The 21,533-nt window shown below is 53.8% G+C and carries 25 protein-coding genes; 9 read left to right on the top strand and 16 right to left on the bottom strand.

Annotation, left to right across the window (positions count from 1 at the left end):
* Window positions 1-1,401 (top strand): cobyrinate a,c-diamide synthase, encoded by a 1,401-nt coding sequence (locus U5L07_06500; GenBank protein MDZ7831384.1) that lies wholly within the window; start codon window positions 1-3, stop codon window positions 1,399-1,401.
* Window positions 1,402-1,512: 111 nt separating this feature from the next.
* Here U5L07_06500 and U5L07_06495 read toward each other — a convergent pair whose 3' ends face one another.
* On the bottom strand, window positions 1,513-1,971 hold the full coding sequence (locus tag U5L07_06495) for a cytochrome c3 family protein (protein ID MDZ7831383.1): 459 nt from the start codon (window positions 1,969-1,971) through the stop codon (window positions 1,513-1,515).
* Window positions 1,972-2,379: 408 nt separating this feature from the next.
* Between U5L07_06495 and hisF the strand changes: the two genes are divergently transcribed.
* Window positions 2,380-3,951 (top strand): imidazole glycerol phosphate synthase subunit HisF, encoded by a 1,572-nt coding sequence (hisF, locus tag U5L07_06490; GenBank protein ID MDZ7831382.1) that lies wholly within the window; start codon window positions 2,380-2,382, stop codon window positions 3,949-3,951.
* On the opposite strand, the gene U5L07_06485 is transcribed toward hisF, so the two are convergent.
* The 10 genes from U5L07_06485 to pyrR form a co-directional block, all read right to left on the bottom strand.
* On the bottom strand, window positions 3,946-4,641 hold the full coding sequence (locus U5L07_06485; GenBank protein MDZ7831381.1) for a 2-phosphosulfolactate phosphatase: 696 nt from the start codon (window positions 4,639-4,641) through the stop codon (window positions 3,946-3,948). The two genes, hisF and U5L07_06485, sit on opposite strands and share 6 nt — an antisense overlap.
* An 85-nt stretch (window positions 4,642-4,726) precedes the next feature.
* Entirely contained in the window at window positions 4,727-4,933 is a 207-nt protein-coding gene (locus U5L07_06480) for a cold shock domain-containing protein (protein ID MDZ7831380.1), read from the bottom strand.
* Between the two features lie 320 nt (window positions 4,934-5,253).
* A complete protein-coding gene (locus tag U5L07_06475; GenBank protein MDZ7831379.1) occupies window positions 5,254-5,928 on the bottom strand; it encodes a hypothetical protein in 675 nt (224 codons plus the stop codon).
* Window positions 5,921-6,247, bottom strand: a complete 327-nt coding sequence (locus U5L07_06470; GenBank protein ID MDZ7831378.1) for a hypothetical protein — start codon at window positions 6,245-6,247, stop codon at window positions 5,921-5,923. The genes U5L07_06475 and U5L07_06470 overlap by 8 nt, the downstream gene beginning before the upstream one ends.
* Window positions 6,213-7,202: a metallophosphoesterase gene (locus U5L07_06465; protein MDZ7831377.1), complete on the bottom strand. Its 990-nt coding sequence runs from the start codon at window positions 7,200-7,202 to the stop codon at window positions 6,213-6,215. The genes U5L07_06470 and U5L07_06465 overlap by 35 nt, the downstream gene beginning before the upstream one ends.
* Window positions 7,199-8,647 (bottom strand): AAA family ATPase, encoded by a 1,449-nt coding sequence (locus tag U5L07_06460; protein ID MDZ7831376.1) that lies wholly within the window; start codon window positions 8,645-8,647, stop codon window positions 7,199-7,201. Before U5L07_06460 ends, U5L07_06465 begins: the two co-directional genes overlap by 4 nt.
* A 28-nt stretch (window positions 8,648-8,675) precedes the next feature.
* Window positions 8,676-9,428: a twin-arginine translocase subunit TatC gene (gene tatC / locus U5L07_06455; protein ID MDZ7831375.1), complete on the bottom strand. Its 753-nt coding sequence runs from the start codon at window positions 9,426-9,428 to the stop codon at window positions 8,676-8,678.
* Window positions 9,421-9,816, bottom strand: a complete 396-nt coding sequence (gene tatB, locus U5L07_06450; GenBank protein MDZ7831374.1) for a Sec-independent protein translocase protein TatB — start codon at window positions 9,814-9,816, stop codon at window positions 9,421-9,423. The genes tatC and tatB overlap by 8 nt, the downstream gene beginning before the upstream one ends.
* A gap of 48 nt (window positions 9,817-9,864) precedes the next feature.
* Window positions 9,865-10,389 carry a MogA/MoaB family molybdenum cofactor biosynthesis protein gene (locus U5L07_06445; GenBank protein MDZ7831373.1) on the bottom strand — a complete coding sequence of 175 codons (525 nt, stop codon included), beginning with the start codon at window positions 10,387-10,389 and terminating at the stop codon, window positions 9,865-9,867.
* Window positions 10,379-10,921, bottom strand: a complete 543-nt coding sequence (pyrR, locus tag U5L07_06440) for a bifunctional pyr operon transcriptional regulator/uracil phosphoribosyltransferase PyrR (GenBank protein ID MDZ7831372.1) — start codon at window positions 10,919-10,921, stop codon at window positions 10,379-10,381. Before pyrR ends, U5L07_06445 begins: the two co-directional genes overlap by 11 nt.
* A gap of 327 nt (window positions 10,922-11,248) precedes the next feature.
* Between pyrR and U5L07_06435 the strand changes: the two genes are divergently transcribed.
* From U5L07_06435 to U5L07_06410, 6 genes are all read left to right on the top strand, one after another.
* Window positions 11,249-11,869: a molybdenum cofactor guanylyltransferase gene (locus U5L07_06435; protein MDZ7831371.1), complete on the top strand. Its 621-nt coding sequence runs from the start codon at window positions 11,249-11,251 to the stop codon at window positions 11,867-11,869.
* 160 nt (window positions 11,870-12,029) lie between these two features.
* Window positions 12,030-12,389 carry a molybdenum cofactor biosynthesis protein MoaE gene (locus tag U5L07_06430; protein MDZ7831370.1) on the top strand — a complete coding sequence of 120 codons (360 nt, stop codon included), beginning with the start codon at window positions 12,030-12,032 and terminating at the stop codon, window positions 12,387-12,389.
* A gap of 24 nt (window positions 12,390-12,413) precedes the next feature.
* On the top strand, window positions 12,414-12,899 hold the full coding sequence (gene moaC / locus U5L07_06425) for a cyclic pyranopterin monophosphate synthase MoaC (protein ID MDZ7831369.1): 486 nt from the start codon (window positions 12,414-12,416) through the stop codon (window positions 12,897-12,899).
* A 213-nt stretch (window positions 12,900-13,112) separates the two neighbouring features.
* On the top strand, window positions 13,113-14,558 hold the full coding sequence (gene rmuC / locus U5L07_06420; GenBank protein ID MDZ7831368.1) for a DNA recombination protein RmuC: 1,446 nt from the start codon (window positions 13,113-13,115) through the stop codon (window positions 14,556-14,558).
* A 40-nt stretch (window positions 14,559-14,598) separates the two neighbouring features.
* Window positions 14,599-15,771 (top strand): MltA domain-containing protein, encoded by a 1,173-nt coding sequence (locus U5L07_06415; protein MDZ7831367.1) that lies wholly within the window; start codon window positions 14,599-14,601, stop codon window positions 15,769-15,771.
* Window positions 15,772-16,095: 324 nt separating this feature from the next.
* The gene (locus U5L07_06410; GenBank protein MDZ7831366.1) at window positions 16,096-16,353 is read left to right on the top strand and encodes a hypothetical protein; all 258 of its coding nucleotides are present in this window, start codon (window positions 16,096-16,098) and stop codon (window positions 16,351-16,353) included.
* A gap of 35 nt (window positions 16,354-16,388) precedes the next feature.
* On the opposite strand, the gene U5L07_06405 is transcribed toward U5L07_06410, so the two are convergent.
* The 5 genes from U5L07_06405 to U5L07_06385 form a co-directional block, all read right to left on the bottom strand.
* On the bottom strand, window positions 16,389-17,645 hold the full coding sequence (locus tag U5L07_06405; protein MDZ7831365.1) for an FAD-dependent oxidoreductase: 1,257 nt from the start codon (window positions 17,643-17,645) through the stop codon (window positions 16,389-16,391).
* A 107-nt stretch (window positions 17,646-17,752) separates the two neighbouring features.
* The gene (locus U5L07_06400) at window positions 17,753-18,901 is read right to left on the bottom strand and encodes an MFS transporter (GenBank protein MDZ7831364.1); all 1,149 of its coding nucleotides are present in this window, start codon (window positions 18,899-18,901) and stop codon (window positions 17,753-17,755) included.
* 14 nt (window positions 18,902-18,915) lie between these two features.
* A complete protein-coding gene (locus U5L07_06395) occupies window positions 18,916-19,974 on the bottom strand; it encodes an AI-2E family transporter (protein MDZ7831363.1) in 1,059 nt (352 codons plus the stop codon).
* A gap of 172 nt (window positions 19,975-20,146) precedes the next feature.
* Window positions 20,147-20,344, bottom strand: a complete 198-nt coding sequence (locus U5L07_06390) for a hypothetical protein (GenBank protein ID MDZ7831362.1) — start codon at window positions 20,342-20,344, stop codon at window positions 20,147-20,149.
* A 3-nt stretch (window positions 20,345-20,347) separates the two neighbouring features.
* On the bottom strand, window positions 20,348-20,638 hold the full coding sequence (locus tag U5L07_06385; GenBank protein ID MDZ7831361.1) for a four helix bundle protein: 291 nt from the start codon (window positions 20,636-20,638) through the stop codon (window positions 20,348-20,350).
* A gap of 165 nt (window positions 20,639-20,803) precedes the next feature.
* On the opposite strand from U5L07_06385, the gene U5L07_06380 reads away from it, so the two are divergent.
* Entirely contained in the window at window positions 20,804-21,532 is a 729-nt protein-coding gene (locus U5L07_06380) for a DUF1573 domain-containing protein (GenBank protein MDZ7831360.1), read from the top strand.
* Window position 21,533: the final 1 nt, after the last annotated feature.

Here is a 21,533-nt window from a genome sequence, read left to right as displayed (position 1 = left end):
ATGAACAACAGCCCTATTGATATCCCTCGCCTGATGATCGCAGCCTTGCGGGGGGGCTCAGGGAAAACCGTTGTTTCTATAGGGATTATTGCTGCGCTGACCCGGCAACAAAAAGCTGTTGCGCCCTTTAAGAAAGGTCCTGATTATATTGATGCCGGTTGGCTGGCAACGGCAGCCAACCGGCATTGCTATAATCTGGATCACTTCCTTGCAGACCCGGCTTGCGTATGCCGGTCCTTCCTCGCCCATGCCCCGGCCACAGATTTTGATATAGCGGTGATTGAAGGAAACCGCGGGCTTTTTGACGGACTGGATGTTGACGGCACCACCAGTACCGCATCCCTTGCCAAACTTTTGCAAACCCCTGTGATTCTATGTCTGGACTGCACCAAAGCCACCCGCACCATGGCGGCTATGGTGCTAGGTTGCCTCCATTTTGATCCGGCAGTTAATATTCAGGGGGTTATTCTAAACCGGGTGGCCGGCAGCCGGCATGAACGGATACTGCGGACCAGTATCGAACAGCATTGCGGGGTCAAGGTGCTGGGCGCTATTCCCAAGCTTGGTCAGCAGGATTTTCCGGAACGGCATATGGGGCTGATTCCCACCCCGGAGCATACCCTGGTAAACCATTCAATTCAGGTTGCCGCGGAAACCGTCCTCCGGTATGTGGATCTGGATGAACTGATGCGGGTGGCTGAAGACGCGGCCGCGGTTCCTGTGACCTGCACCGGGGCGGCGGATTGCACGCCGATTGCGAACGGTCCGAAGCGCCCCCGAATCGGCGTGATCAAGGATTCTGCGTTTCAGTTTTATTATCCGGATAACCTGGAGGCATTGGTATCGGCCGGCGCGGATATCATTTATATCAGTCCGCTGGCGGACACCCGGTTGCCCGATATTGATGCGTTGTATATCGGGGGCGGCTTTCCCGAAACCCACGCCCCGCAGCTGGCGGACAATCTGTCGTTTAGAAAGTCGCTTAAATCCGCGGCAGACGAGGGCCTTCCCGTTTATGCGGAATGCGGCGGCCTTATGTATCTGGGGGAACGCCTTGTACTGGACAGGTCATATCCCATGGCCGGTGTGCTGCCGATTGTCTTTGGCTTTTCCAAAAAGCCGCAGGGGCACGGCTATACAATGGTTACCGTGGATAGCGAGAACTCTTTTTATCCGGTGGACATGAAATTGCGGGGCCATGAATTCCATTATTCGCAGGTGCTGGAGTGGAGAGGTTCGGATCAGGATATGGTTTTCAGTATGCAAAAAGGGCGGGGAATCATAAATAAGCGCGACGGGGTATGCTATCGTAATGTGCTGGCCACATATACCCATGTGCATGCGCTGGGGGTGCCCCAGTGGGCGGAGGCCATGGTCCGGGCCGCGTTGAAGACAATGTAGCGGAAGCCTTTAGGCTTCCATAGAAGACTGATACAAAAAAACCGGGCCGCGATTCAGGCCCGGTTTTTTGCTATATCTTAATATTTTGTTTGCGTCTGTGGCGCGGGAGGTTTACCGCTCCGGCCGGGGATGGCACTCTGTACAGGTTTTCGGGCCGCCCATCTCTTTGTGGCATCCCATGCAGTTTTCATGGATCGCCCCATAGTAATAATTGAGCTGCTCTTTTTCCCACTCTTCGGGCGACATTGAGGGGTCCCGGCGGGGTCTGCCGTCTTTGTCGTGGCATTCATAGCAGCTTTGCACCGCATCACCGGCCTTTAAATCAGTCAGGGGTTCGCCGTTTTCATCATGGTGGCAGTCGCCGCATCCGATCCCGTAGTCCTCCGCGTGGGTTTTGTGGTCAAACTCGACGATGCCCATCCGATGCTGCGGGAACGCCTTTTCATTTTTCATCGTCATCACATCAGGAACGGAACCTTCTTCTGCGGCGTTGATCCCGGCAACCAGAAACAGCATCCCGATGCCGGAAAGGGTCAGAATTGTTAAAATTTGTTTAAGCCGTTTGTTCATACCTTCCTCCTTCTTGTTTCACCCTGTAATATAAAATATGCCGATTATCCGACTAAAAGTTTCATACAACCCGGACATTTTTTTGTATCAACGCCTTTGAGTGTTGTCAATAAAAAGGTCGGCTCCGCGCGGGCAAATTTGTTCTATCTATTTTTCAGGCGGGCACGGTGGCCCGTCCTACGCGACAATGCCGACATTTTGTAGGGTCGGCCACCGTGCCGACCTCACATGCGAGCAACCCCATGGTTATGGGGTTGTTCGCCAGAACAAATTCACCGTGGGCAGGCCGAGGTATTGCTGTTCTTCCGGCCAAATTTATGCTAACTGCATGGGTGCTGAATGCTTTTAGAAGAAAAAAGCGCGGCTCGGCTTTTAAGCTTTGGAATATAAAAATTTTTAGGAAATTTTATGATTACTTTGCTCGATTACGGGGCCGGCAATGTGCGAAGTGTGGTCAACGCCATTGAAAAACTGGGCGAAACCGTCCATGTCGCGGCCGGACCGGAAGATATTGACAGAGCGGAAAAACTGGTGTTTCCGGGGGTGGGCAATTTCGGCAGCATGATGCAAGTGCTGCGGGAAAAGGATTACGTGGATGCCTTAACGACCTATATCAAGCAGGACCGCCCCTTTCTGGGTATCTGTCTGGGGCTTCAGGCGCTTTTTGAAAAAAGCGAGGAGGCGCCGGATACCCCCGGCCTGGGTGTGATTGGCGGCACCGTCAAACGCTTTGATACGGATTTATCCGTGCCCCACATGGGGTGGAACGGGGTCGTGATCCGGCAGGACACGGCCATATTCAACCATTTAAATGGCGCGGAGAAATTCTATTTTGTGCATTCCTATCACGTGGTGCCGGATGATCCGGCAGTGGCACTGACCTATACCACCTATGGGAAAGCCTTTGTCAGCAGTATCAAAACCGGAAACCTTGTGGCCACCCAGTTTCACCCGGAAAAAAGCGGAGATGCCGGTTTGGCGGTGTTTCAGAATTTTATCCGCCCGGGCGCCGGCCGGCCGGCCGCAATCCGGCAGCAAACAGAGACGCGGCTGGCCAAGCGGATTGTCGCCTGTCTGGATGTTCGGACCAATGACGCCGGCGATCTGGTGGTGACCAAGGGGGATCGCTATGATGTGCGGGAAAAGGGCGAAGTCCGCAATCTCGGCAAGCCGGTGGATCTGGCCCGCCGCTATTATGAGGCGGATGCGGATGAAATCACTTTTTTAAACATTACCGGGTTCCGGGATTTCCCCTTAAAGGATCTGCCCATGCTGGAAGTTTTGAAGCAGACCTCCCGGCATGTATTCGTGCCTTTGACCATCGGCGGCGGAATCCGGGATTACACGGATCAGTCCGGGCAGACCTATACCGCCCTTGAGGTGGCGGCCGCGTATTTCCGCTCAGGCGCGGATAAGATTTCCATTGGCAGTGATGCGGTTTCAATTGTTGAAAATTATCTGGCCAGCGGCGAAAAGACCGGAAAAAGCGCCATTGAAGAGATTTCTGCCATCTACGGCAACCAGGCGGTGGTTATTTCCATTGATCCGCGGCGGGTTTACGTGGATCGCCCGGCAAATGAGCCTTATCATGTGATTGAAACCGGGCTGCCCGGCCCAAACGGCGAGCGTTTCTGCTGGTTTCAGTGTACGGTCAGGGGCGGGCGGGAAGGCCGGCCCGTGGATGCGGTGACCCTGGCCAAAGCCTGCGAGGAACTGGGGGCCGGTGAGATTCTTGTAAATTCCATTGATCGGGACGGCACAGGTGCGGGCTTTGATATCGAACTGATCAATGCGGTGGCCGATGCCGTCTCCATACCGGTGATCGCCTCCAGCGGGGCCGGCAGCGAGGCCCATTTCCTGGAGGTATTTACCCGAACAGCCGCTGAAGCCGCGCTTGCCGCCGGCATTTTTCACCGCCGGGAGGTGCCCATATCCGCAGTGAAAAAATATCTGGCAGAGAAGGTCGAAATCCGCTTATAAATTCTCCCGTTCGAGTTCGCACCAGTCCGAAGCTGTTTTTGTGCGCCGGATGACAAACGGGAAGCGATCAAAGGCCAGGCAGAGGTCAAAGTCCGTGGCCGGCGAGGATGTGTCTTCCGGGTCAAAAAACCGGCGGGCGGTGTCGGCGGTTTTTAATTCTTTCCGGATATCTTCAAATGATTTTTTTGTCTGCCCGCAAAGGGCATCCCGAATAAATTCGGCGCACAGCGTATCCTCCAGGGCGGGCTCTCTGCCTTCAAAGCCTGAGCAGACCAGGGAGACCTCGCTGGGAGCGGTCTGCTGGATATACTGGATAATTGCGCCGCAGTTAACAAAACTTCCGGTGATCACCGGGTCGGCATGTGCGGCGGCTGTGAGCGCCCGGGTGCCCGAGTGGGTGGTATGGACAATGATCCGGTCGGAAAGGTCCGCATCCTGAATTTCGGACGGGGAGTTGCCGAAATCAAAGCCGGGGAGTTTTTTGGCATGGCGCTCCCCCACAAGAATGCAGTCGGGAATCGACTGCTTCCACTGACGGGCGGTTTCCACTTCCCGCACGGCGATAATTTTAGCCGCCCCGTGCGAGAATGCATAGCAGGCCATGGAAAATGCCCGAAAAACGTCGATGATCACGGCAAAATCGGCGGCTTCCGCCGCACCGGCGGCATAGTGGCGGATATGAATCTGCATAAAGAAGACGGTCCATAAAAAAGGCAGGATGCATACATCCTGCCTCAGCTGGCCAATTATTTTTATTTTTGTAAATAAATCGGGTTTATAACCGTTTGACGTTTACGGCCTGGGGCCCTTTGGCGGTATCTTCCACCTCAAAGGCTACGCGTTCCAGTTCCTTCAGGCTCCGGAAGCCGTCTTCCTGGATGTTGGAATAGTGAACAAATACATCGCCCTGTTCGTCTGTCTCAATGAACCCAAAGCCTTTTTTGTCGTTGAACCATTTTACTCGACCTTCCACGGTTAGCACCTCCTTTCATAATTTTTTGTACAACTCGTCAGGTCATGCTTCGGCGGTTGTCCAAAAGTTTCGCCAACGCGAAAGATCGATAGAAAACACACCCCGAATTGCCCTTCCCGAAATTGCCTGTAAAAAATAAATAAATAACCGTTTATTAGAATAAATGCCGTTTATTATGGATGTCAACAAAAAAACTAATCTTGATTGAAAAATTCAAGTGCCGGAAATCATGAGCTTGTCCTGGCATTGGCATGAAAAATACTACAAAGTGGCATATAGGGCGGGGAAGTCCGGCTGGAAATGATCAAAAAACGTTTGAAATACAACGACTAATCCGTGGCATCAGTTTCAAAAGGCCGGTCGCCGACCAATTCAGCAGACACCCCGTGCTCACCCTTCGGAATCAGGCGATAGATTCGATCCGCGTATTGTTCAAATGATTTCGGATCATGGTGCGAGACCATCAGCACCTGAAACCCCAGGGCCTTCCCCGCTTCATGGACGATTTTAACCAGCCGGGGCACCAGATCCGGATGCAGCCAGCAGTCCTGTTCGTCCAATATCAGAAAACGCCGATGCGCGGCCTCATCCAGGGTCGTCAGGGCGAACATGCGAAGCCCCACTGACAGGATGTTGGCCACCGAGCCGCCCTGGCCTTTGAGAATGTCTTCCCGATGGCCGTCCCGCTCGACCCAGAATTCCACACTGGCGGCATTGCGCTTCCAGTCCACGTCAGCCTTCAGCTCGATGGGCTGCTCCAGGACTTCCTGCAGCGCGATGGTGAGTTTGGTTTCAATGAGATCCAGGAGTTCCCGGAAAAGCTGCTGATTTAAGGTTTCCAGGGCCGCGGCGACCTTGTCGCTAAGCGCCAAATACCGGCGGATGCCGGCCAGGCGATTTTCCGTCCGGTCGGCCGCTTTCCGGGTCTGCTCCTGCCAGGCGGCGAGCCGGGTAAATCTCTGGCGCAGGTCGGCGGGCGAGGGGATCTTTTCGGTTTCAGCCATCTTTTGGGGCCTCCGAATCCGAATCCTCGAGACCCTTGTATTTTTCCGCCACCGCCGCCAGATCCTTTTCAATGCGGTCCAGGCTTTCCTGGTAGGCGGCGCGTTTCTGTTCATTTTCAGCCTGCATGTCGGCCAGCATCTTTTTGAGCGCCTCAATATCGTCTGTGCCGAACTCCGAGCGGGCCTGGGCCTTTAATTCCTCGAGCTGATTCTGCGCGTTTTCCAGGTTGGCCTCAGCCTGAATTTTTCGTTTGTTCAGGCTCTCATAGCGCGTTTTTAGCTCCTCAATTGTCTGTTTGTCCGCTTTCGGATCCGTCATTTCGGGTCGCCTCGTATGCGAGTTGCTTGATCTCATTGACCACGTCGGCTTCGAACTGGTCCATGTTTTTTTCCAAAAACAGCATCAGGCCCTCGCCGGTCTGGGTCCGGCGGGCCTGAAGTTCGGCCAGGCCGGAGACAAAGGCGGAGCCGGTGTCATCATCCGCGGCGGTATCTGCCAAGGCTTCGTAAAACACCTGGTCAAAGGGCTGATGCGGAATCTCAATATATTGACAGGTCCATCCAGTCTGGCAGATATCCAGACGCAGAACCGCCGGGCGATGATGTCTGGCGGCATCGCTTCGGGCCCGGCGGCTGATATTGCCCGGGGTGAGCCAGGAGGTTTGCCCCTTTTGGATTTCCCCCAGGCACCGGTGGATGTGTCCGTTAATGACCAGATCAATGCCGGGGATTTCTTTGGGCCGGATGCGGCCCTGGTCTTCATAGCCCGGGACCATGACATCATGATGGGCCAGCCAGATGACAAGGGGCTTGGAATCGGCTTGCGTGTCCGGATCGTATTTTTCAGGCAGGCGGCGGCCCCAGGACGTGCCCCCGATAATCACCGGCCGGCCGTTTATTTGGATCGGATAGACGGCCGATTCGTTTAAGAGGCGAATTTTGCCGGCCTGCTCAATCACCCGGATGCTGTCATCATCTGTCAGGGTGTTTTCATGCACATCATGGTTTCCATAGATGCCCAGGATTTCCATATCAAATTGCTGCATCACTTCAACCAGCAGCCAGTTCGGGTTGCTGCGGGGCAGGTGAAAGAGATCGCCCAGAATCATCGGCAGCAGGGATTCGGAGCGGGCATAGGCCAGACTCCAGCGGAGTTTCTCCAGGATGACATGCGGGTAGTTATCCTTTCGGAATCCGGGGATGCGGGCTTCCAAATGGGGGTCCCCGATCATCAGAAGGCCCTTATAAGATAGGTTGTCGTATTCTCTGTTCATACGCCGCTTCCACCGATACCCAGGGCGGTTTCCATAAAATGATCCGGGTCAATGGGCTGGCCGCAGGTGGGGCAGATGCCGGCCGTCTGGATGCGGCGGCGAAGCACCGCATCGGTTTTGGATAACTCTTTATCAAGCCCCTGCATTTCCCGGGCCAGCCGGTCCATGTGATTTCGGCTTTTTTTGATCTGCTCAATCAGGTTTTCGAGTTTCTGGGTCTCTGCCGGCTGCGGCGGGGCGGAAAGCCTGGAAAGCCGATCTGCCTGTTGCTTTTTTCGCAACACTTCGGTTTCAAGTACATGCAGGCGATCAATCAGGCGTTTTAATCCATCCGGAGACTGCATATCCGGCGGTGCCGGGCATTGGCCAAGCAAATTCAGACCCGTCCGGGTAGAACGGATACGGCGGTTAAGCGCCTGCATGCGCGTTACAAGCGCCTTGAGCGGCTCCGTGGGTTTCATTTCCGGCGGCGCGTTGACGGGGGTAAGGGCCTCGGCCTGTTTTTGGCAATACCGCCGCCGGATTTCCGCCTCTTGGATGCGTTCAATCATTGCCGCCAGGTGCTTTGTATCGGAAAGCGCCGGCGGGGCCGGCAGGTCGGCAAGGGTGCCTGTCTCCGCGATTGTTTTCTGCGTAAGGCTGTTAAAGACGTTGATCTGCCGGATAAGCCGGGCCAGAAAATCCGTGGGCATCAGTTGGGGCGGCGGGGATAGGGCGGCGCCGGCTTTGGCTGTATCCGCCCAATAGGCGGTTTTTTCCATTGTATGCCGCATCCGGCCCAGGGTGGTCTCAAGTTTTTTTAATTTTTCGCTACCGGCCTGAATGTCCGTATAAACCGTTTCTATATCGTTTATTTTTTTATCCAGCATCTCCAGAGGCGCGAGAGCCTCCAGCCGCTGATCCAGCCGGGCCTTGTCCGCTTCCAGCCGTTTTTCCTGCAGCTTTGCATCCCGGACTTTCTGCCGGTGTACGTTCTGCATTTCAATTAGCTTGATGGTATCCGAGGCAGAGGCGAAAAAAGTCGCCCGCCGGGCCGGGGAGTCATCCAGAAGAAAAATCGGTTTTTTCTGCTCGCCGAAATGCACGTCAAATGCGCCCCCCTCCACATCCACCAGCGGCATTTTAAGCAGGTCGTGAAGATCCTCCGGCACGGCGTTTCGCAGCCGGTGGATTTCCCGGCCGTTTAACATGTAGCTGACGGTTTTGTTTTTTCGCTGCCATTGGACAATATCTCCCTCATGGGTTTCCACAATGATGCGGCATTCCCGCTCGCCGTGGCGCATCATAAAATCTCCGGCCGTATTCCGGGCAAGTATCTGGAGGGCGGCAATGACCGCGGATTTTCCGGTATTGTTCTCCCCGGTCAGCACGGTCAGCCCGTCTGCCGGTTCAATCACCGTATGGGGATGGGACATGAAGTTGATCAGTTCAATCCGTTTGATCAAGGAAACCTCGGGATAAAGCTGTCAGGTTTCAGGCGTCCGCCTCCGCATCCTCCGGCTCAAGCGGTTTTCGGCCGAAAACCCGGGCGCCGATGATGCTGATTTCGTAGAGAATCATCAGGGGAACCGACATCATGATCTGGGTGACCACATCCGGCGGCGTAAGCAGGGCGGAGCCCACGAAAAAAAGCAGCAGGGCGTATTTGCGGTTTCTTTTCAGAAAGGGCACGCTAACCAGTCCGAGTCTGGCCATAAAGGTAATCACCAGCGGGAGCTCGAATACAAAGCCAAAGGCGAGAAGCAGTTTGGCGGAAAAACTCAAATACTCTTTCATCGAAGGCAGCGGTCGCAGGGTTTCCGTGGCAAATCCCAGCAGGAACTTGAATCCATAGGGAAATACGATGAAATAGCCGAAAAGGGCGCCGCCGACAAAAAAAATCGATGATATCAGGACAATGGGCAGCATCAGGCGCCGTTCATTCTTATACAGACCGGGCGCGATGAACATCCAGAATTCATACATGATCACCGGCATGGCCAGCAGAATGCCGGCAAGCAGCGAGACTTTCAAATAGGTGAAAAACGCCTCCGGGATCCCGGTAAAGATCAGGGTATCCCCCTGTTCCATGACGCGAATCAGCGGCCGGGTCAGGATTTCAAACAGTTTTTCCTTGAACAGATAGGCGATGGCGAATCCGACCGCAATGGCAATAGCGCAACGGATCAGCCGGCTGCGGAGTTCTTCCAGATGAGAAGTAAACGGGAGCTTATCGTCTTCATGCATCAGTGCCGGCGTCCGTTCCTTTTTTATCTTTTGATGCGGTTTCCGGATCTTTCTCCGATCGGGGCGAGCCTTTTTCCGTGTTCGCCGCGTCATCGTCGGAGCCGGGCGGCGGCGGGGCACTGTCGGCCGCGTTTTCGGACTCGGAAGCGGTCTTCTCGTGGTCGTACCAGGGGGAGCTGAAGTTACTGCGCATATCGTTTAAGGGTTTTTTGAATTCATTGATCTCTTCGTCGATATCCAAAGAATCCTTGATTTCCTGGGTGGCCTTTTTAAACTCGTTAAATGCCCGGCCAAGGGATTTGGCCATGTCCGGGAGTTTTTTCGGGCCGATGACAACCAGGGCAATGGCTAGAATGACCAGTAATTCCGGCATGCCGATGCCAAACATGAATCGATGGCTCCTTTTAAGAACATTTTGCGGGAGTTTATAATCCCGTTAATATGCGCCTAATAATTCGTCGGCGCGAATATGCGCTGCAATATGGCCGGCTTCCGGGAAAATAAGCGCCTTGCAGGCCAGCTTGCAGGCGTTGATGCTGCCCGGCAGGCAGAATACGGCCGTTTTTTGGATGATCCCGGCGGTGGCACGGGAGACAATGGCCGCCGAATCGATGGCTTCAAAGCTGAGCTGGGTGAATGCCGGGGAAAAAGCCGTCAGTTCTTTGCCGAACATGGGCTTTACAGCCTCTATGGTCACATCCGAGGGGCTGAGTCCGGTGCCGCCGTTGATAATTAAGAGATCCACCGTTTGACGGGCGGCGATATCCGCCACTTTTCTGGCGATGTCAAACCGATTGTCCGCAAGCACCTCATGCAGCACCACAGTGTGGCCTTCCCGTTTGGCATGCCGGTTCATCCAGTGTCCACTTTTGTCATCGGCCAGACCGCGGGTGGTGGAGACTGTGAGGATGCCCACCCGCAGGTGCCCGGGCGCCCCCTTTTTGTGTTCTTTATGCCCCATTTGAAATCAGATCCACCCGATCCATGCCGTCGCATTCGGAAAGCCGCACATTTACGGCTTCATCCGGCCGGGTTTTGATGTATTTGCCGATATAATTGGCCTGTATGGGGAGTTCCCGGTGCCCGCGGTCGATTAATACCGCCAGTTCGATGCGGCCGGGCCGGCCGAAATCCATGAGCGCATCCATGGCCGCCCGAATGGTGCGGCCGGTAAACAGGACATCATCCACTAAAATAATTGGTTTCTCATCAACGGAAAAGGATATGTCGGTCTTTCGCACAATCGGCTGCTGGCTGATGCGGGTCCAGTCATCCCGGTACAGATTGATATCCATATCCCCGGCATTTACGGTGACGGATTCAATCGCCCGGAGCTTGGCCTGGATACGCCGGGCCAGGAACACGCCCCGCGTATGGATCCCCACAAGGGCCAGATCGCCGATATCACTACGATTTTCAATAATCTCGTAGGTGATGCGGGTTACGATCCGGTCCATATCGGCCGCATCCAGTAGTATTTGGTTCTCACTCATGGCTCTATCCCGCATAAAGTTTAAATTAAGGCATAGAATACAACAGCAAAAGAAGCAAGATCAAGATTTATCAAAAGTGTCCGGATTCTGATAAATTAGCCGGGTTCGATACCCACGGTGAATTTGTTCTGGCGAACAACCTCATAACCATGGGGTTGTTCGCGTGTAAGGTCGGCACGGTGGCCGACCCTACTCTACGCGATAATGATCACATATTGTAGGGTCGGCCACCGTGCCGACCGACTTGATTTTGCCTGCGTTTTTTCATATAGAGGAAAGAGCGACTCAATTGACTGAAACGGACTTAGCGGATGGCGCAAGCAGTTTATGGCAGATTCAGATACCGCGTGCAGCGGGGTGATCCTCGCCGGCGGCCTAAGCAAACGGTTTTCGGGTAAAAACAAGGCATTTCTGGAAATCGCCGGCCAGCGGGTGATTGATCATATTTTTAATATCTTCCGGCCGATTTTTGACGAAATTCTTATTGTGACCAATGAGCCGACGCATTATCTGGAATTCGATGCCACTATTGTCACAGACGTGTATTCGGTGAGAAGCTCGCTTACCGGCGTGCATGCCGGCCTTTTTTATGCCCGCAACCCCTTTGTGTTTGTGGCGGCCTGTGATATTCCGTTTTTAAGGGAAAGTCTGGTCCGTACGGTCCTTCAACAAATCGAGTCCAACGCCGGGGTGGTGATTCCGGAAACCCGGACCGGCCTGGAGCCCATGTGCGCGGTGTATGCAAAGACCTGCCTGCCGGTAATGGAGCGGCACATTCAAACTGAAAAGCTTAAAATCCAGAGAATTTTTAAATCCTTTCGGGTTAAGAAAGTCCCGGAAGCGGCGCTCCGGCAGGCGGATCCGGCGCTTCAATCCTTTTTTAATATTAATACACCGGATGATTTGGAAAAAGCGCAATCATGGTACGGCCCGGTGGATTCGCCATAGAGAAGCGAATTATTCAGCCGGTGCGGTGTTTTTGCAGAAAGTAACTTTTGATTCGTAATCGTAATCGGTATTGAATGTTTTCGAGTACGAGTACGAGAACCGTCCCGCTTACGCGGGACTGAGAACGAACGTGATCATTGGAAAAGAAGGCGGGCAGAGAATGGATATACAGGCAATCATTGATGAAATAAGGATGCGGCCGGATGCGGACCGGATCGGTATGATCCTTTCGCATACCGGCATCGTGAGGGGCACCTCCAGAGACGGCCGCGCGGTATCCGGATTAACCGTGGCGGTGGACCATGAAAAGCTGGAGCAGATTATTGAAAAGGAAAAGCGCTCCCCCGGCATCCTGGATATCCGGGTGGAAATTGTGGAAAACGTGCCGCTTTCCGTTGGCGATGAGATCATGCGTCTGGTGGTGGCCGGCGACATCCGGGATAATGTAATCCCGGTGCTGGAGCGGACGTTGACCGCGGTCAAGAAGACGGTCACGGATAAGACGGAAGATTATGTTTAGGTGTAAGGTATAGGGAGTCGGATAATGGCGCAATTTACACATCTTGATGAACAGGGCCGGGCCCGGATGGTGGATGTGGGCGAAAAAACCGCCAGCCGCCGGACGGCCGTGGCTGAGGGCCGGGTCTATATGCGGCCGGAGACCTTTGAGCGGATTATGGGCCGGACGATTTATAAGGGCAATGTCCTGGAAACCGCCCGGATTGCCGGCATCATGGCCGGCAAGAAAACCCCGGATCTGATCCCGCTCTGCCATCCCCTGGACATTCAGCAGATCAGCGTGGATTTTATTCCTGAGGATGAGAGCCATTCGATCCGCATTCAGGCCACAGCCCGGGTGTTTGCGCAGACCGGCGTTGAAATGGAGGCCATGACCGCCGTGTCCGTGGCGGCCCTGACCATCTATGATATGTGCAAAGCCATCGACCGGGAAATGACCATATCCGGGATTCGGCTCATGGAAAAATCCGGCGGAAAAAGCGGCACCTACATCCGGCCTGAAAGTTCATAAGAGTCGATGTCATTAATTTTAGCCTTTCGATGCTGTCATTTCGAGGAACGCGAGTGACGAGAAATCTTGAAAAACCATATAATAATAAGATTTCTCGCTGGCGCTCGAAATGGCAATCGAGCCGAATTTCGCTCTTAAGTTAATGGAATCGTCATAAGCCGAACTGCGGGCAGGGATACATATGAATCGAGCAATGATTTTGAAAAAGGGTTTATGCAGATAGCCCCGTGGATTGAACTGGCGCTTTATGCGCTGGGCGGGTTTTTGGCCGGCGGCTTGACGGCCTGGCTGATTACGCATGGGATCCTGTCCCGCCGGCTGCGCGCCGCCCGGCAGGCGCTTGAGGCCCAGCATGAAAAATTTCTGGATGCCTCCAATGCCCTGGCGTCTGCCAACGCCCGTCTGGAAGAAATTGGCGGACTAAAAAACACCCTTTCCAGCCGCGAAGACGAAATCCGGGACCTTCAACAGGCGGCGGCCCAATATCAGCGGCGCATCGCCGAACTTGAGACGATCCTTGAAAAAGAGCGGGCGGCGGCTTCGGAAAAATCGGCAATGATCGAAGAGGTCAAATCCCGGATGGCGGATTCCTTTGAGGCGATGGCCGCCCGCGCCCTTTCAGAGAACAACCAGTCATTCCTGGAATTGGCCGGTACCAAGTTTTCCGGGTATCTGGAATCCGCGAAGCAGGAATTAAAAACCCGGGAAAAAGCGGTCAATGAAGTGGTTCAGCCGATTGCCGATAAACTCGAAAAATACGATCAAGAGGTCCGGTCCATGGAACGGGTGCGGGAGAAAGCCTATGGCGAGCTGTCCCAGCAGGTAGTTTCTCTTGTCCAGACCCAGAGCGAACTCCAGCGGGAGACCGGAAAACTCGTCAATGCGCTGCGTATGCCCCATGTGCGCGGCCGCTGGGGGGAGATCACCCTGCGGCGGGTGGTTGAAATCTCGGGCATGCAGAACCGGTGCGATTTTTTTGAACAGGTGTCCAGCCAGACCGGCGGCGGAGGGCTTCGGCCGGACATGGTGATTCAGCTGCCCGGCGACCGGCGGGTGGTCGTGGATTCAAAGGTCCCGATCACCGCCTACCTGGATGCCCTTGAAGTGGAATCCCGCGAGGAGAGCGAGGAAATGCTTGCCCGGCACGCCCGCCATGTTCAAACCCATGTGCAGAAGCTTTCCCAGAAAAGCTATTGGACACAGTTTGCCCCAACGCCTGAGTTTGTCGTACTTTTTATGCCGGGCGAGAATTTTTTCAGCGCCGCGCTGACAAAGATGCCGAACCTTATCGAGGATGCCGCGGAAAAGGGGGTAATTCTCGCCACCCCGACCACGCTGATTTCGCTTTTAAAGGCCGTGGCCTACGGATGGAAGCAGGAGACCGCGGCGGAGAATGCCCGGGCGGTAAGCGAGCTCGGCAATGAACTGTATAACCGGTTTCATTCAATGCTAAACCATATGAACAAGCTGGGCAGGGACCTGGACCGGAGCGTGGGTACATTCAACCAAACCGTCGGCTCCATGGAAAAGCGGGTCATGCCCGCCGCCCGACGGCTCCAGGAGATGGGCGTGAGCTTGAATGACGGCAAGCCGCTTCCCGAGCTTTCGCCGGTTGATGACAAACCCAGGCATGTCGATGCCGAGGAAGACGATGAATAGGAAGAAACGCAAAATCGGATACCCCAGGATTTGGGTTTTTGTGTCGATCTTTTTTCTTTTATCCGCCGTTTTGCCGGTTTTGCCGGCGGTCTCCCAGGCGACTGCGGGGCAAGCCGACATCCAGAAGCTTTCCCGGGATAAACTCCCCCGATTTTCAGATGATTTGGACCTGGCCCGGCTATCTCCCGCCATCCAGTCAAGCCTTGCGTATTATGAAAAGCTTCCGGATTCCCGTGAATTCGAATTTGCGGGTCAGACGTACCGGAGCGGTGAGCTGAAAGCGGGGCTGTCCGGATTTCTGGCATTTTTGGCGGAAACCCCCGCCCAGACAGCCTTAAACAAATGGATCACCCGGCATTTCCATGTTTATGCGGTGACCCGAAACAACAAGCCCGGCGGCATGCTGTATACCGGATACTACATCCCGGTTTTAAACGGCAGCAGAGATAAAACCGATAAATACCGATACCCCGTGTATCCCCGGCCCTCCGATCTGGTCACCTTTAAACCGTCTGATTTTTGCAAGACCTGCCCCCAAACCCCGGTGGTCGGCCGGTGTGCCGATGGCGGGGTGGTCCCCTATTATACCCGCCAAACCATTGAAAGCAGACCAGTCCTGAAAAAAACCGCCGCGCCGATTGTATGGGTGGATGATCCGGTGGATCTGTTTTTTCTCCATGTTCAGGGCTCCGGCATCGTCCGGCTGCCGTCTGGAGAGCGCATTAATGTCCATTATACCGCATCAAACGGCCATCCCTATAAAAGCATCGGCCGATATCTGATCCATAAGGGAAAAATCGCCCGCAAAAACCTGACCATGCAGTCCCTTCGCCGTTATCTGGAGAACCATCCGGAAAAACAGGCGGCCATATTTGCCCACAACCCGCGGTATGTGTTTTTCAAAGAAGCGCCCGGCGGGCCCGCCGGATGCCTTGATGTTGAACTGACCCCCGGCCGCTCCATTGCCATGGATCAGAGCGTTTATCCCCGCGGAACGTTGGCGTTTATTCAGACGGAAAAGCCGGTGCTCGATCAATCCGGCAAGGTGAAAAAATGGCAGCCCTTCTCCCGGTTTGTCCTAAACCAGGATACCGGTGACGCCATCCGTGGCATCGGCCGGGTGGATATTTTCTGGGGCGGCGGCCATTACGCCGAAACCGCCGCCGGCAGACTGAAGCATCCGGGAAAGCTTTTTATTTTATTGCCCAAATAGATACTGTTTTGTTGTATTGGGCCTCAGCCAGGGTCTGCGTGCGCACCTTCTAAGTAACTTCACGGTTTAAGGTATCGGGTTTAAGGTGTAAGGTCAATAAAATCAAGAAGTTATGGTCGGCACGGTGGCCGACCCTACGATGGATCGGGTTTTTCCCCATTCGTAGGGCGGGCCACCGTGCCCGCCTGAAAAATAGATAGAACAAATTTATCGTGCCTTAGTGCCTTTAAAGTTACTTATAGGCTCGGTCCCGGGCGGCAGCCCGGGGGGATTACTTCTAAGGAACTTAACGGTTTAAGGTATCGGGTATAAGGTGTAAGGTAAATGAAATCAAAGCTTTATGCTTTAAGCAGTTCACGGTTCATAGTTCACAGTTTAAAAGACTCAGCGCTTTTGGCTTTGAAAAAGGCTTATAAAAAAGGGCAATTTCCTTTAAGTCCCGCTTTGGCAAAGGGGGATTTAGGGGGATTTGTCATCATGGCCCAATACAAATCCCCCCAATCCCCCCTTTTTCAAAGTGGGGGTGCGGCACAGCTCAAGGCTCACAGTGCTTCGTATTCTATGTATCTGCGGCAAACTTAAAAAACGCTCAATTTAGGTTTATATGTCCCAGCATGTTATTGGTTTGCCGGCATCCGTTGACGCAGGGGTCGAATTTTTCCCAGCCGGAGCATGGCCGACGGCGACCATAAGAACGGCCATACGATCTTCATCCCCGAGATCCTTGCCCGGGTGGATAGATGAAGGGCTTTTTTCCAAAAAACGGCTTGATCAAATTCGGTCATCACCATCTGGAACACCGCTTCCTTCAAGGCCCCAAGCACCGCACCGGCCATCACGATTTTGCCGGCTATGAGAAATGTGTCCAAATCGCCGAAGGCAACGAGCATCGGTTTGGCGCTTGGCGTAAAAGGTGTCAGGGGGTGGCCTATGCTTTGCCGAATGACGTTTTTTCCCGCCGTGGCCCCCATATCAATGGCATGATAGGCCTGTTTGGATAATGGCTGAGGCAGCTCCGCGGCATCCCCTGCCGCAAATACATTGTTATAGACCGGATGCTGAAGACACTCATTGGCCGGCACCCATTGATCGGATTGTTCGGTTAGGTTGGATGCGGTTAAAAACGGGCAGGGTTTGATTCCTGCGGTCCATAGCGTGGCATCGGATTCGAGCTGACTGCCGCTTGAGAGCGTAACAGCGTCCGCCGATACCTCTTTAACGGATTCGCCGGTTAAAAATTCAACCGCATAGGGCCGGCAGTGCTTTTTGATGACGGATGCAACATCCGCCGGCGCATCGTATAAGAGCTTTTCCTGCCGCTCAATGATGCGGACCCGAAGTCCCGGATGCCTTCTGTAGCCGCGAAGGATTTCCCCCAAGGTCTCAACCCCTTCCAGACCGCCGCCCACAATGTTTATGAAGAATTCTTTCCGGGTTCGGGCAAGCCGGTTAAGTTGCCGGCTGATCGCACGGCAGTGGGAAACCTGTTTAAAGGGCATCGCATAGCGATCTGCGCCCGGAACCCCATAGGTGTTGATGGCGCTGCCCGCGGCAATGATGCAAAAATCATAAGCCAGTTCGTTCCCCCGCCGGGTGCGGATCCGGCTTTTTTCCGGCAGGATCTCTGTGACAGTGTCATACAGATATCCATGGCCGGCCTGTCTCACGATGGCCTGGTTTGAAAACCGCAGCATAGCGGGTGTTTTAATGCCTGAAATAATTTCATGAATGTTCGGGAGAAATTCAAACCAGGGCCTTTTATCGATTACTGTGACCGCGTATTCTTCGCTCAGTTGAAGTGCCGCTTTAAGACCGGCAAAACTGGCGCCGATGATGATGACCCGGGGACGTGTATCCATAATTTCCATCTTCATTTATTTTCTTTGCTTGCCAAATAGTTTTGTTGAAAGCTGTTCATAACTGTTTTTACCGTCTTTATCGCCTTACTCTTAATCTTACTCTTAATCTTACTCGCCAACTTTCAAGCCTGCGCCGAGCTGGTCCGGTGCTTCAGGTTATACAGCATCAAAACGCCGCCCAGAATCGCCAGCCCGCCGCTTACGGCAAAAAGGCTCTGGGCGCCGATGATATCAAAGAGGTAGCCGTTGATGAAAAAGCCCAGCATGATCCCCAGGCCGTAAGTAACGGCATTGTTGACCGCCTGGCCCAGGGTTTTGGCCTCGCTGGGGGTCAGTTTGTCGATGTAGAGGATGCTGGCCACGTGAAACGCCCCGTAGGTAAAGGCGTGCAGGAGCTGGGTTAACAGGATCAGAACCGCCGATGCGGCGAAAAACATAACCAGCCAGCGCAGCCCGGCCACGGCAAAAGAGAGGATCAAGACATACTCATAGGAAAACCGCCGGAAAATCCGCTCGGAGTTAATCATCACGAATATTTCGGCGATCGAGGCAAGCGCCCAGGCAATGCCGATAAATGTCCCCTTATACCCCAGGTTCTCCAGATGAATGGAAAAAAACCCGTAATACGTGCCGTGGCTTAACAGCATTAAAAAAGCAGCGGTTAAAAAAAGAATCACCTGTTTGGAAAGAAGCGCCCGGGCGCCCGCGGAAAATGTGGTCTGCCGGGATGATGCCGGCGCCGGGGTGCGCGCGGCGATCATAAAAAACATCAGTTTGCCGGCCAGGATGAGCACCAGAATGATATGGGTCGAGGACGCCTCGATGGCCCGGCCGACAATAATTACGGTCAGAATAAAACTGATGGAGCCCCAGGCGCGCAGCCGGCCGTAGCTGTTTTTCTCCTTTCCCAGCAGATCCATGGAAAAGGATTCGAGAAATGAGATCAAAGGGGCGTGAAAAATGCCGTAAAATGCCGTAATGGCGAGCATGGCATAAAAATCGGTGGTCAACAGGTAAAACGACCAGACGCCTGCGCTGATCAGTGCACAGAAAAGGTAGATGGGCCGGCGGATCAGAAAGCGATCGGCCAGCGCGCCCCAGAGAAGGGGGAAAAGCGCGGTGGCAAAAGTCCGGATAGCGGAGAGCACACCGATCTGAAAACCGGTGAAATCCAGGTGGTAGCAGTATAAATTAAAATACGGCAGATAGATGCCAAGTATGCCGAAGTATAAAAAATACTGCGGGGCAAGTATGTATTTGACCGATCGCATGCGGGATCAGCCCCTTATTCAACCGCCGCCGTTTTGTCCAGGACCTCTTTGTCCAGCATGACCGCCAGCCAGCGGGTCTCTTCGTTGCTGCCCATTGCGATCTTCAAAACCATGGTAAGCGGCACGGATAACAGCATGCCTACGGGCCCCAGCACCCAGCCCCAGAAAACCAGGGAAAGAAATACCACCAGTGTGGAAAGGCCCAGCCGGCCGCCCTGCAAACGCGGTTCAATGAAGTTGCCGATACTGGTATTGATCACAAAGTAGCCCACTGCCGTCAAAAGGGTGTGCAATGGGCCGAGCTGGATAAGCGCCAAAAGAACGGCCGGCACCGCCGAAATAATGGAGCCGATATTGGGAATATAGTTGAACAGAAAAGCCACCAACCCCCATAAAATGGGGTAATCCACCCCGAGAATGGAGAGCCAGATCCAGACCAGTACGCCGGTCAATAGGCTCAGCAGGGTTTTTAACGCCAGATAGCGGTTTACGCTTTCCGTGAACTGGCCGAAATTGGACAGGGATTTTTCCGGCGATTTCAGGGCCGCCCGGATTTTATTCGGAAATCCGGCCGCTTCAAAAAGAATAAATATGACGGTAAGAAGAATCAGAAAGGCATTGGTCAGCACACCGCCCAGGGCGGTCAGGGTTTTTCCGGCCATCTGCATGGCAATGCCCGGATTCAGATGTTTGCGGAGCATCTGGTCGGTGATCTCAATTCCCATCTTGTTTAACCAGCTCTGAAGGCTGGTTGATTTGGCAATGAGCGTTTCCCGGTATATGGGCAGTTGGCTGGTAAATTCATTGATTGATCCGCCCACGAATCGGGCCAGCAGATAACCGATGGCCACCATGAGGGCAATGATAGATATGATGGCAATAATGGTGGGCACCCGTTTGCGCTGCATCCAGAAAAGAGGGGGGGTGAATATGATGGCAATGAAAATCGCCAGAAAAAACGGCACCAGGATATCTGCCGCCGCCTTCATACCGGCGATAATTATCACAAAGCAGGCCCCGGCGATCATCATGACCACTGCCCGCGGCATCTCCCGTCCCTGCAGCGTTTCCATTTTTTCCCCTCCTTGGTTGAAATTCCAGCGAATGTTATGAGCCCTGGCTGATCATTTTGATTTTGAATCTAACAGAATGATCGGGTTCCGGCAATTTTATTCCGGCAGCCAAAGGTGTGGCCACGCTAAATTCGTTCTAACCGCAAAATCCATACCCCCGGTCCTGTTAACGCTAAGGTTGGGATTCGTTTTCTTCGCTATCGGGATCGAAATCGCTATCGGGATCGAAATCGATGCTGTAGACTTCCTGATCCTCTCGAACTTGGTATCCTCTTCCGCCGAGACGGCTGAGCATCGCGGCCATACGGTCGAGTTCATCCTTGCGGTTCCGGCTTTCCATCTTGTCCAGCGCCTTGCCGACAACCAGCACATCTTAAATCGCCGCGCACTCAAGCGCGGAGCCACGAGCGATTTCGAAATAACGCCTTCGGTCGGCTTCCGCGGTCTTGCCATTACCTTCGGCGATATTGAGCGGTATCGACTGGCTGGCCCGAAGCCATTGATCCCGGGCGGGCCGATGGACTCCGTTCAGGCTGTCGGCCTTCTCGTAAACCCATGCAACGTAGCCTGTTGAAAGGCGATAGACGTCCAGTTTTCCGTGTCCAAGGGTCATATTTTTTTCGATCCCGATCCCGATAGCGATTTCGATTTGGATACAGAACAAATTAGCCGTGAAGGTCAAGCATTGAGCCTTGACATTGAACCGAATATTCCCTAATTGAACAAATTATTTCATCCGTTTACATAGGGCTTTATTGAAAAGCCTGCGCATCAGGTTATTTTATTGTGACAGGCATTCAAATCCAAACATGTTTGAGCAGGAGTTGTTATGAACAGTAATTTCAGATCAATTGTTTTTAAAACCGGCCTCATCAGCATCCTTCTGTGCTTTCTGGCGGTTTCGGCCGCAGCGGAGCAGACCGCGCCAAAGGCGGTGGCCCCCGCAGAAAGCTATCAATTCGGCACCGTGCTGGAGGGAAACGATGTGATCCATGATTTTGTTATCCAAAATACGGGGGATGCCCCCCTGGATATCGAAAACGTGCGCACCGGGTGAGGCTGCACCACGGTCTCTTATACGAGACAGATCCCTCCCGGTGGTGAGGGAAAAATAAGAGTCAAAGTCAGCACCAAGGGCTACGGGGGCCGGGAACTGAAAAAAAGCGCCCGGGTGATTACCAATGATCCGGAAAATAAGGAAATTCGCTTATGGGTCCGGGGTGAGGTCGAAAAATTCGCCACCGTTAAGCCAAAGCGCGTTATCTTAACCGGCAGTACAGAAGAGACCATCGAGCAGACGGTCACCATTATTCCGGAAACCAAAGAGGCTTTCAGAATACTAAAGGTCTCGGCCATGAAAGGCACCGAGATCACGCATGAACTAAAGGAAACCAAAGTTTCCGGCAAACCGGCCTATGAGCTCAAAATTACCAATATCAAGGATACGCCCGGCCGATACTATGACCGGATTACGCTTTTAACCAGCAGAGACGATCATGCCCCCATATCCGTTGTTGTCACCGGCGATATCCGGGAAAAGGCCGGGGACGCCCAGTAGC

The sequence above is a fragment of the Desulfobacterales bacterium genome (assembly GCA_034520365.1).
Taxonomy (GTDB): Bacteria; Desulfobacterota; Desulfobacteria; order Desulfobacterales; family Desulfosalsimonadaceae; genus M55B175.
The sequence above is the reverse complement of the archived record's forward strand: the minus strand, read 5'-3'. Positions and strand labels throughout refer to the sequence as shown.

Bases quoted from the DNA above. Each gene is read 5' to 3' on its own strand.
- U5L07_06500 (MDZ7831384.1), top strand. From the start codon at position 1: ATGAACAACAGCCCTATTGATATCCCTCGCCTGATGATCGCAGCCTTG.
- U5L07_06495 (MDZ7831383.1), bottom strand. From the start codon at position 1,971: ATGAACAAACGGCTTAAACAAATTTTAACAATTCTGACCCTTTCCGGC.
- hisF (MDZ7831382.1), top strand. From the start codon at position 2,380: ATGATTACTTTGCTCGATTACGGGGCCGGCAATGTGCGAAGTGTGGTC.
- U5L07_06485 (MDZ7831381.1), bottom strand. From the start codon at position 4,641: ATGCAGATTCATATCCGCCACTATGCCGCCGGTGCGGCGGAAGCCGCC.
- U5L07_06475 (MDZ7831379.1), bottom strand. From the start codon at position 5,928: ATGGCTGAAACCGAAAAGATCCCCTCGCCCGCCGACCTGCGCCAGAGA.
- U5L07_06470 (MDZ7831378.1), bottom strand. From the start codon at position 6,247: ATGACGGATCCGAAAGCGGACAAACAGACAATTGAGGAGCTAAAAACG.
- U5L07_06465 (MDZ7831377.1), bottom strand. From the start codon at position 7,202: ATGAACAGAGAATACGACAACCTATCTTATAAGGGCCTTCTGATGATC.
- tatC (MDZ7831375.1), bottom strand. From the start codon at position 9,428: ATGCATGAAGACGATAAGCTCCCGTTTACTTCTCATCTGGAAGAACTC.
- tatB (MDZ7831374.1), bottom strand. From the start codon at position 9,816: ATGTTTGGCATCGGCATGCCGGAATTACTGGTCATTCTAGCCATTGCC.
- U5L07_06445 (MDZ7831373.1), bottom strand. From the start codon at position 10,389: ATGGGGCATAAAGAACACAAAAAGGGGGCGCCCGGGCACCTGCGGGTG.
- pyrR (MDZ7831372.1), bottom strand. From the start codon at position 10,921: ATGAGTGAGAACCAAATACTACTGGATGCGGCCGATATGGACCGGATC.
- U5L07_06435 (MDZ7831371.1), top strand. From the start codon at position 11,249: ATGGCAGATTCAGATACCGCGTGCAGCGGGGTGATCCTCGCCGGCGGC.
- U5L07_06430 (MDZ7831370.1), top strand. From the start codon at position 12,030: ATGGATATACAGGCAATCATTGATGAAATAAGGATGCGGCCGGATGCG.
- moaC (MDZ7831369.1), top strand. From the start codon at position 12,414: ATGGCGCAATTTACACATCTTGATGAACAGGGCCGGGCCCGGATGGTG.
- rmuC (MDZ7831368.1), top strand. From the start codon at position 13,113: ATGCAGATAGCCCCGTGGATTGAACTGGCGCTTTATGCGCTGGGCGGG.
- U5L07_06410 (MDZ7831366.1), top strand. From the start codon at position 16,096: ATGAAATCAAAGCTTTATGCTTTAAGCAGTTCACGGTTCATAGTTCAC.
- U5L07_06405 (MDZ7831365.1), bottom strand. From the start codon at position 17,645: ATGAAGATGGAAATTATGGATACACGTCCCCGGGTCATCATCATCGGC.
- U5L07_06400 (MDZ7831364.1), bottom strand. From the start codon at position 18,901: ATGCGATCGGTCAAATACATACTTGCCCCGCAGTATTTTTTATACTTC.
- U5L07_06395 (MDZ7831363.1), bottom strand. From the start codon at position 19,974: ATGGAAACGCTGCAGGGACGGGAGATGCCGCGGGCAGTGGTCATGATG.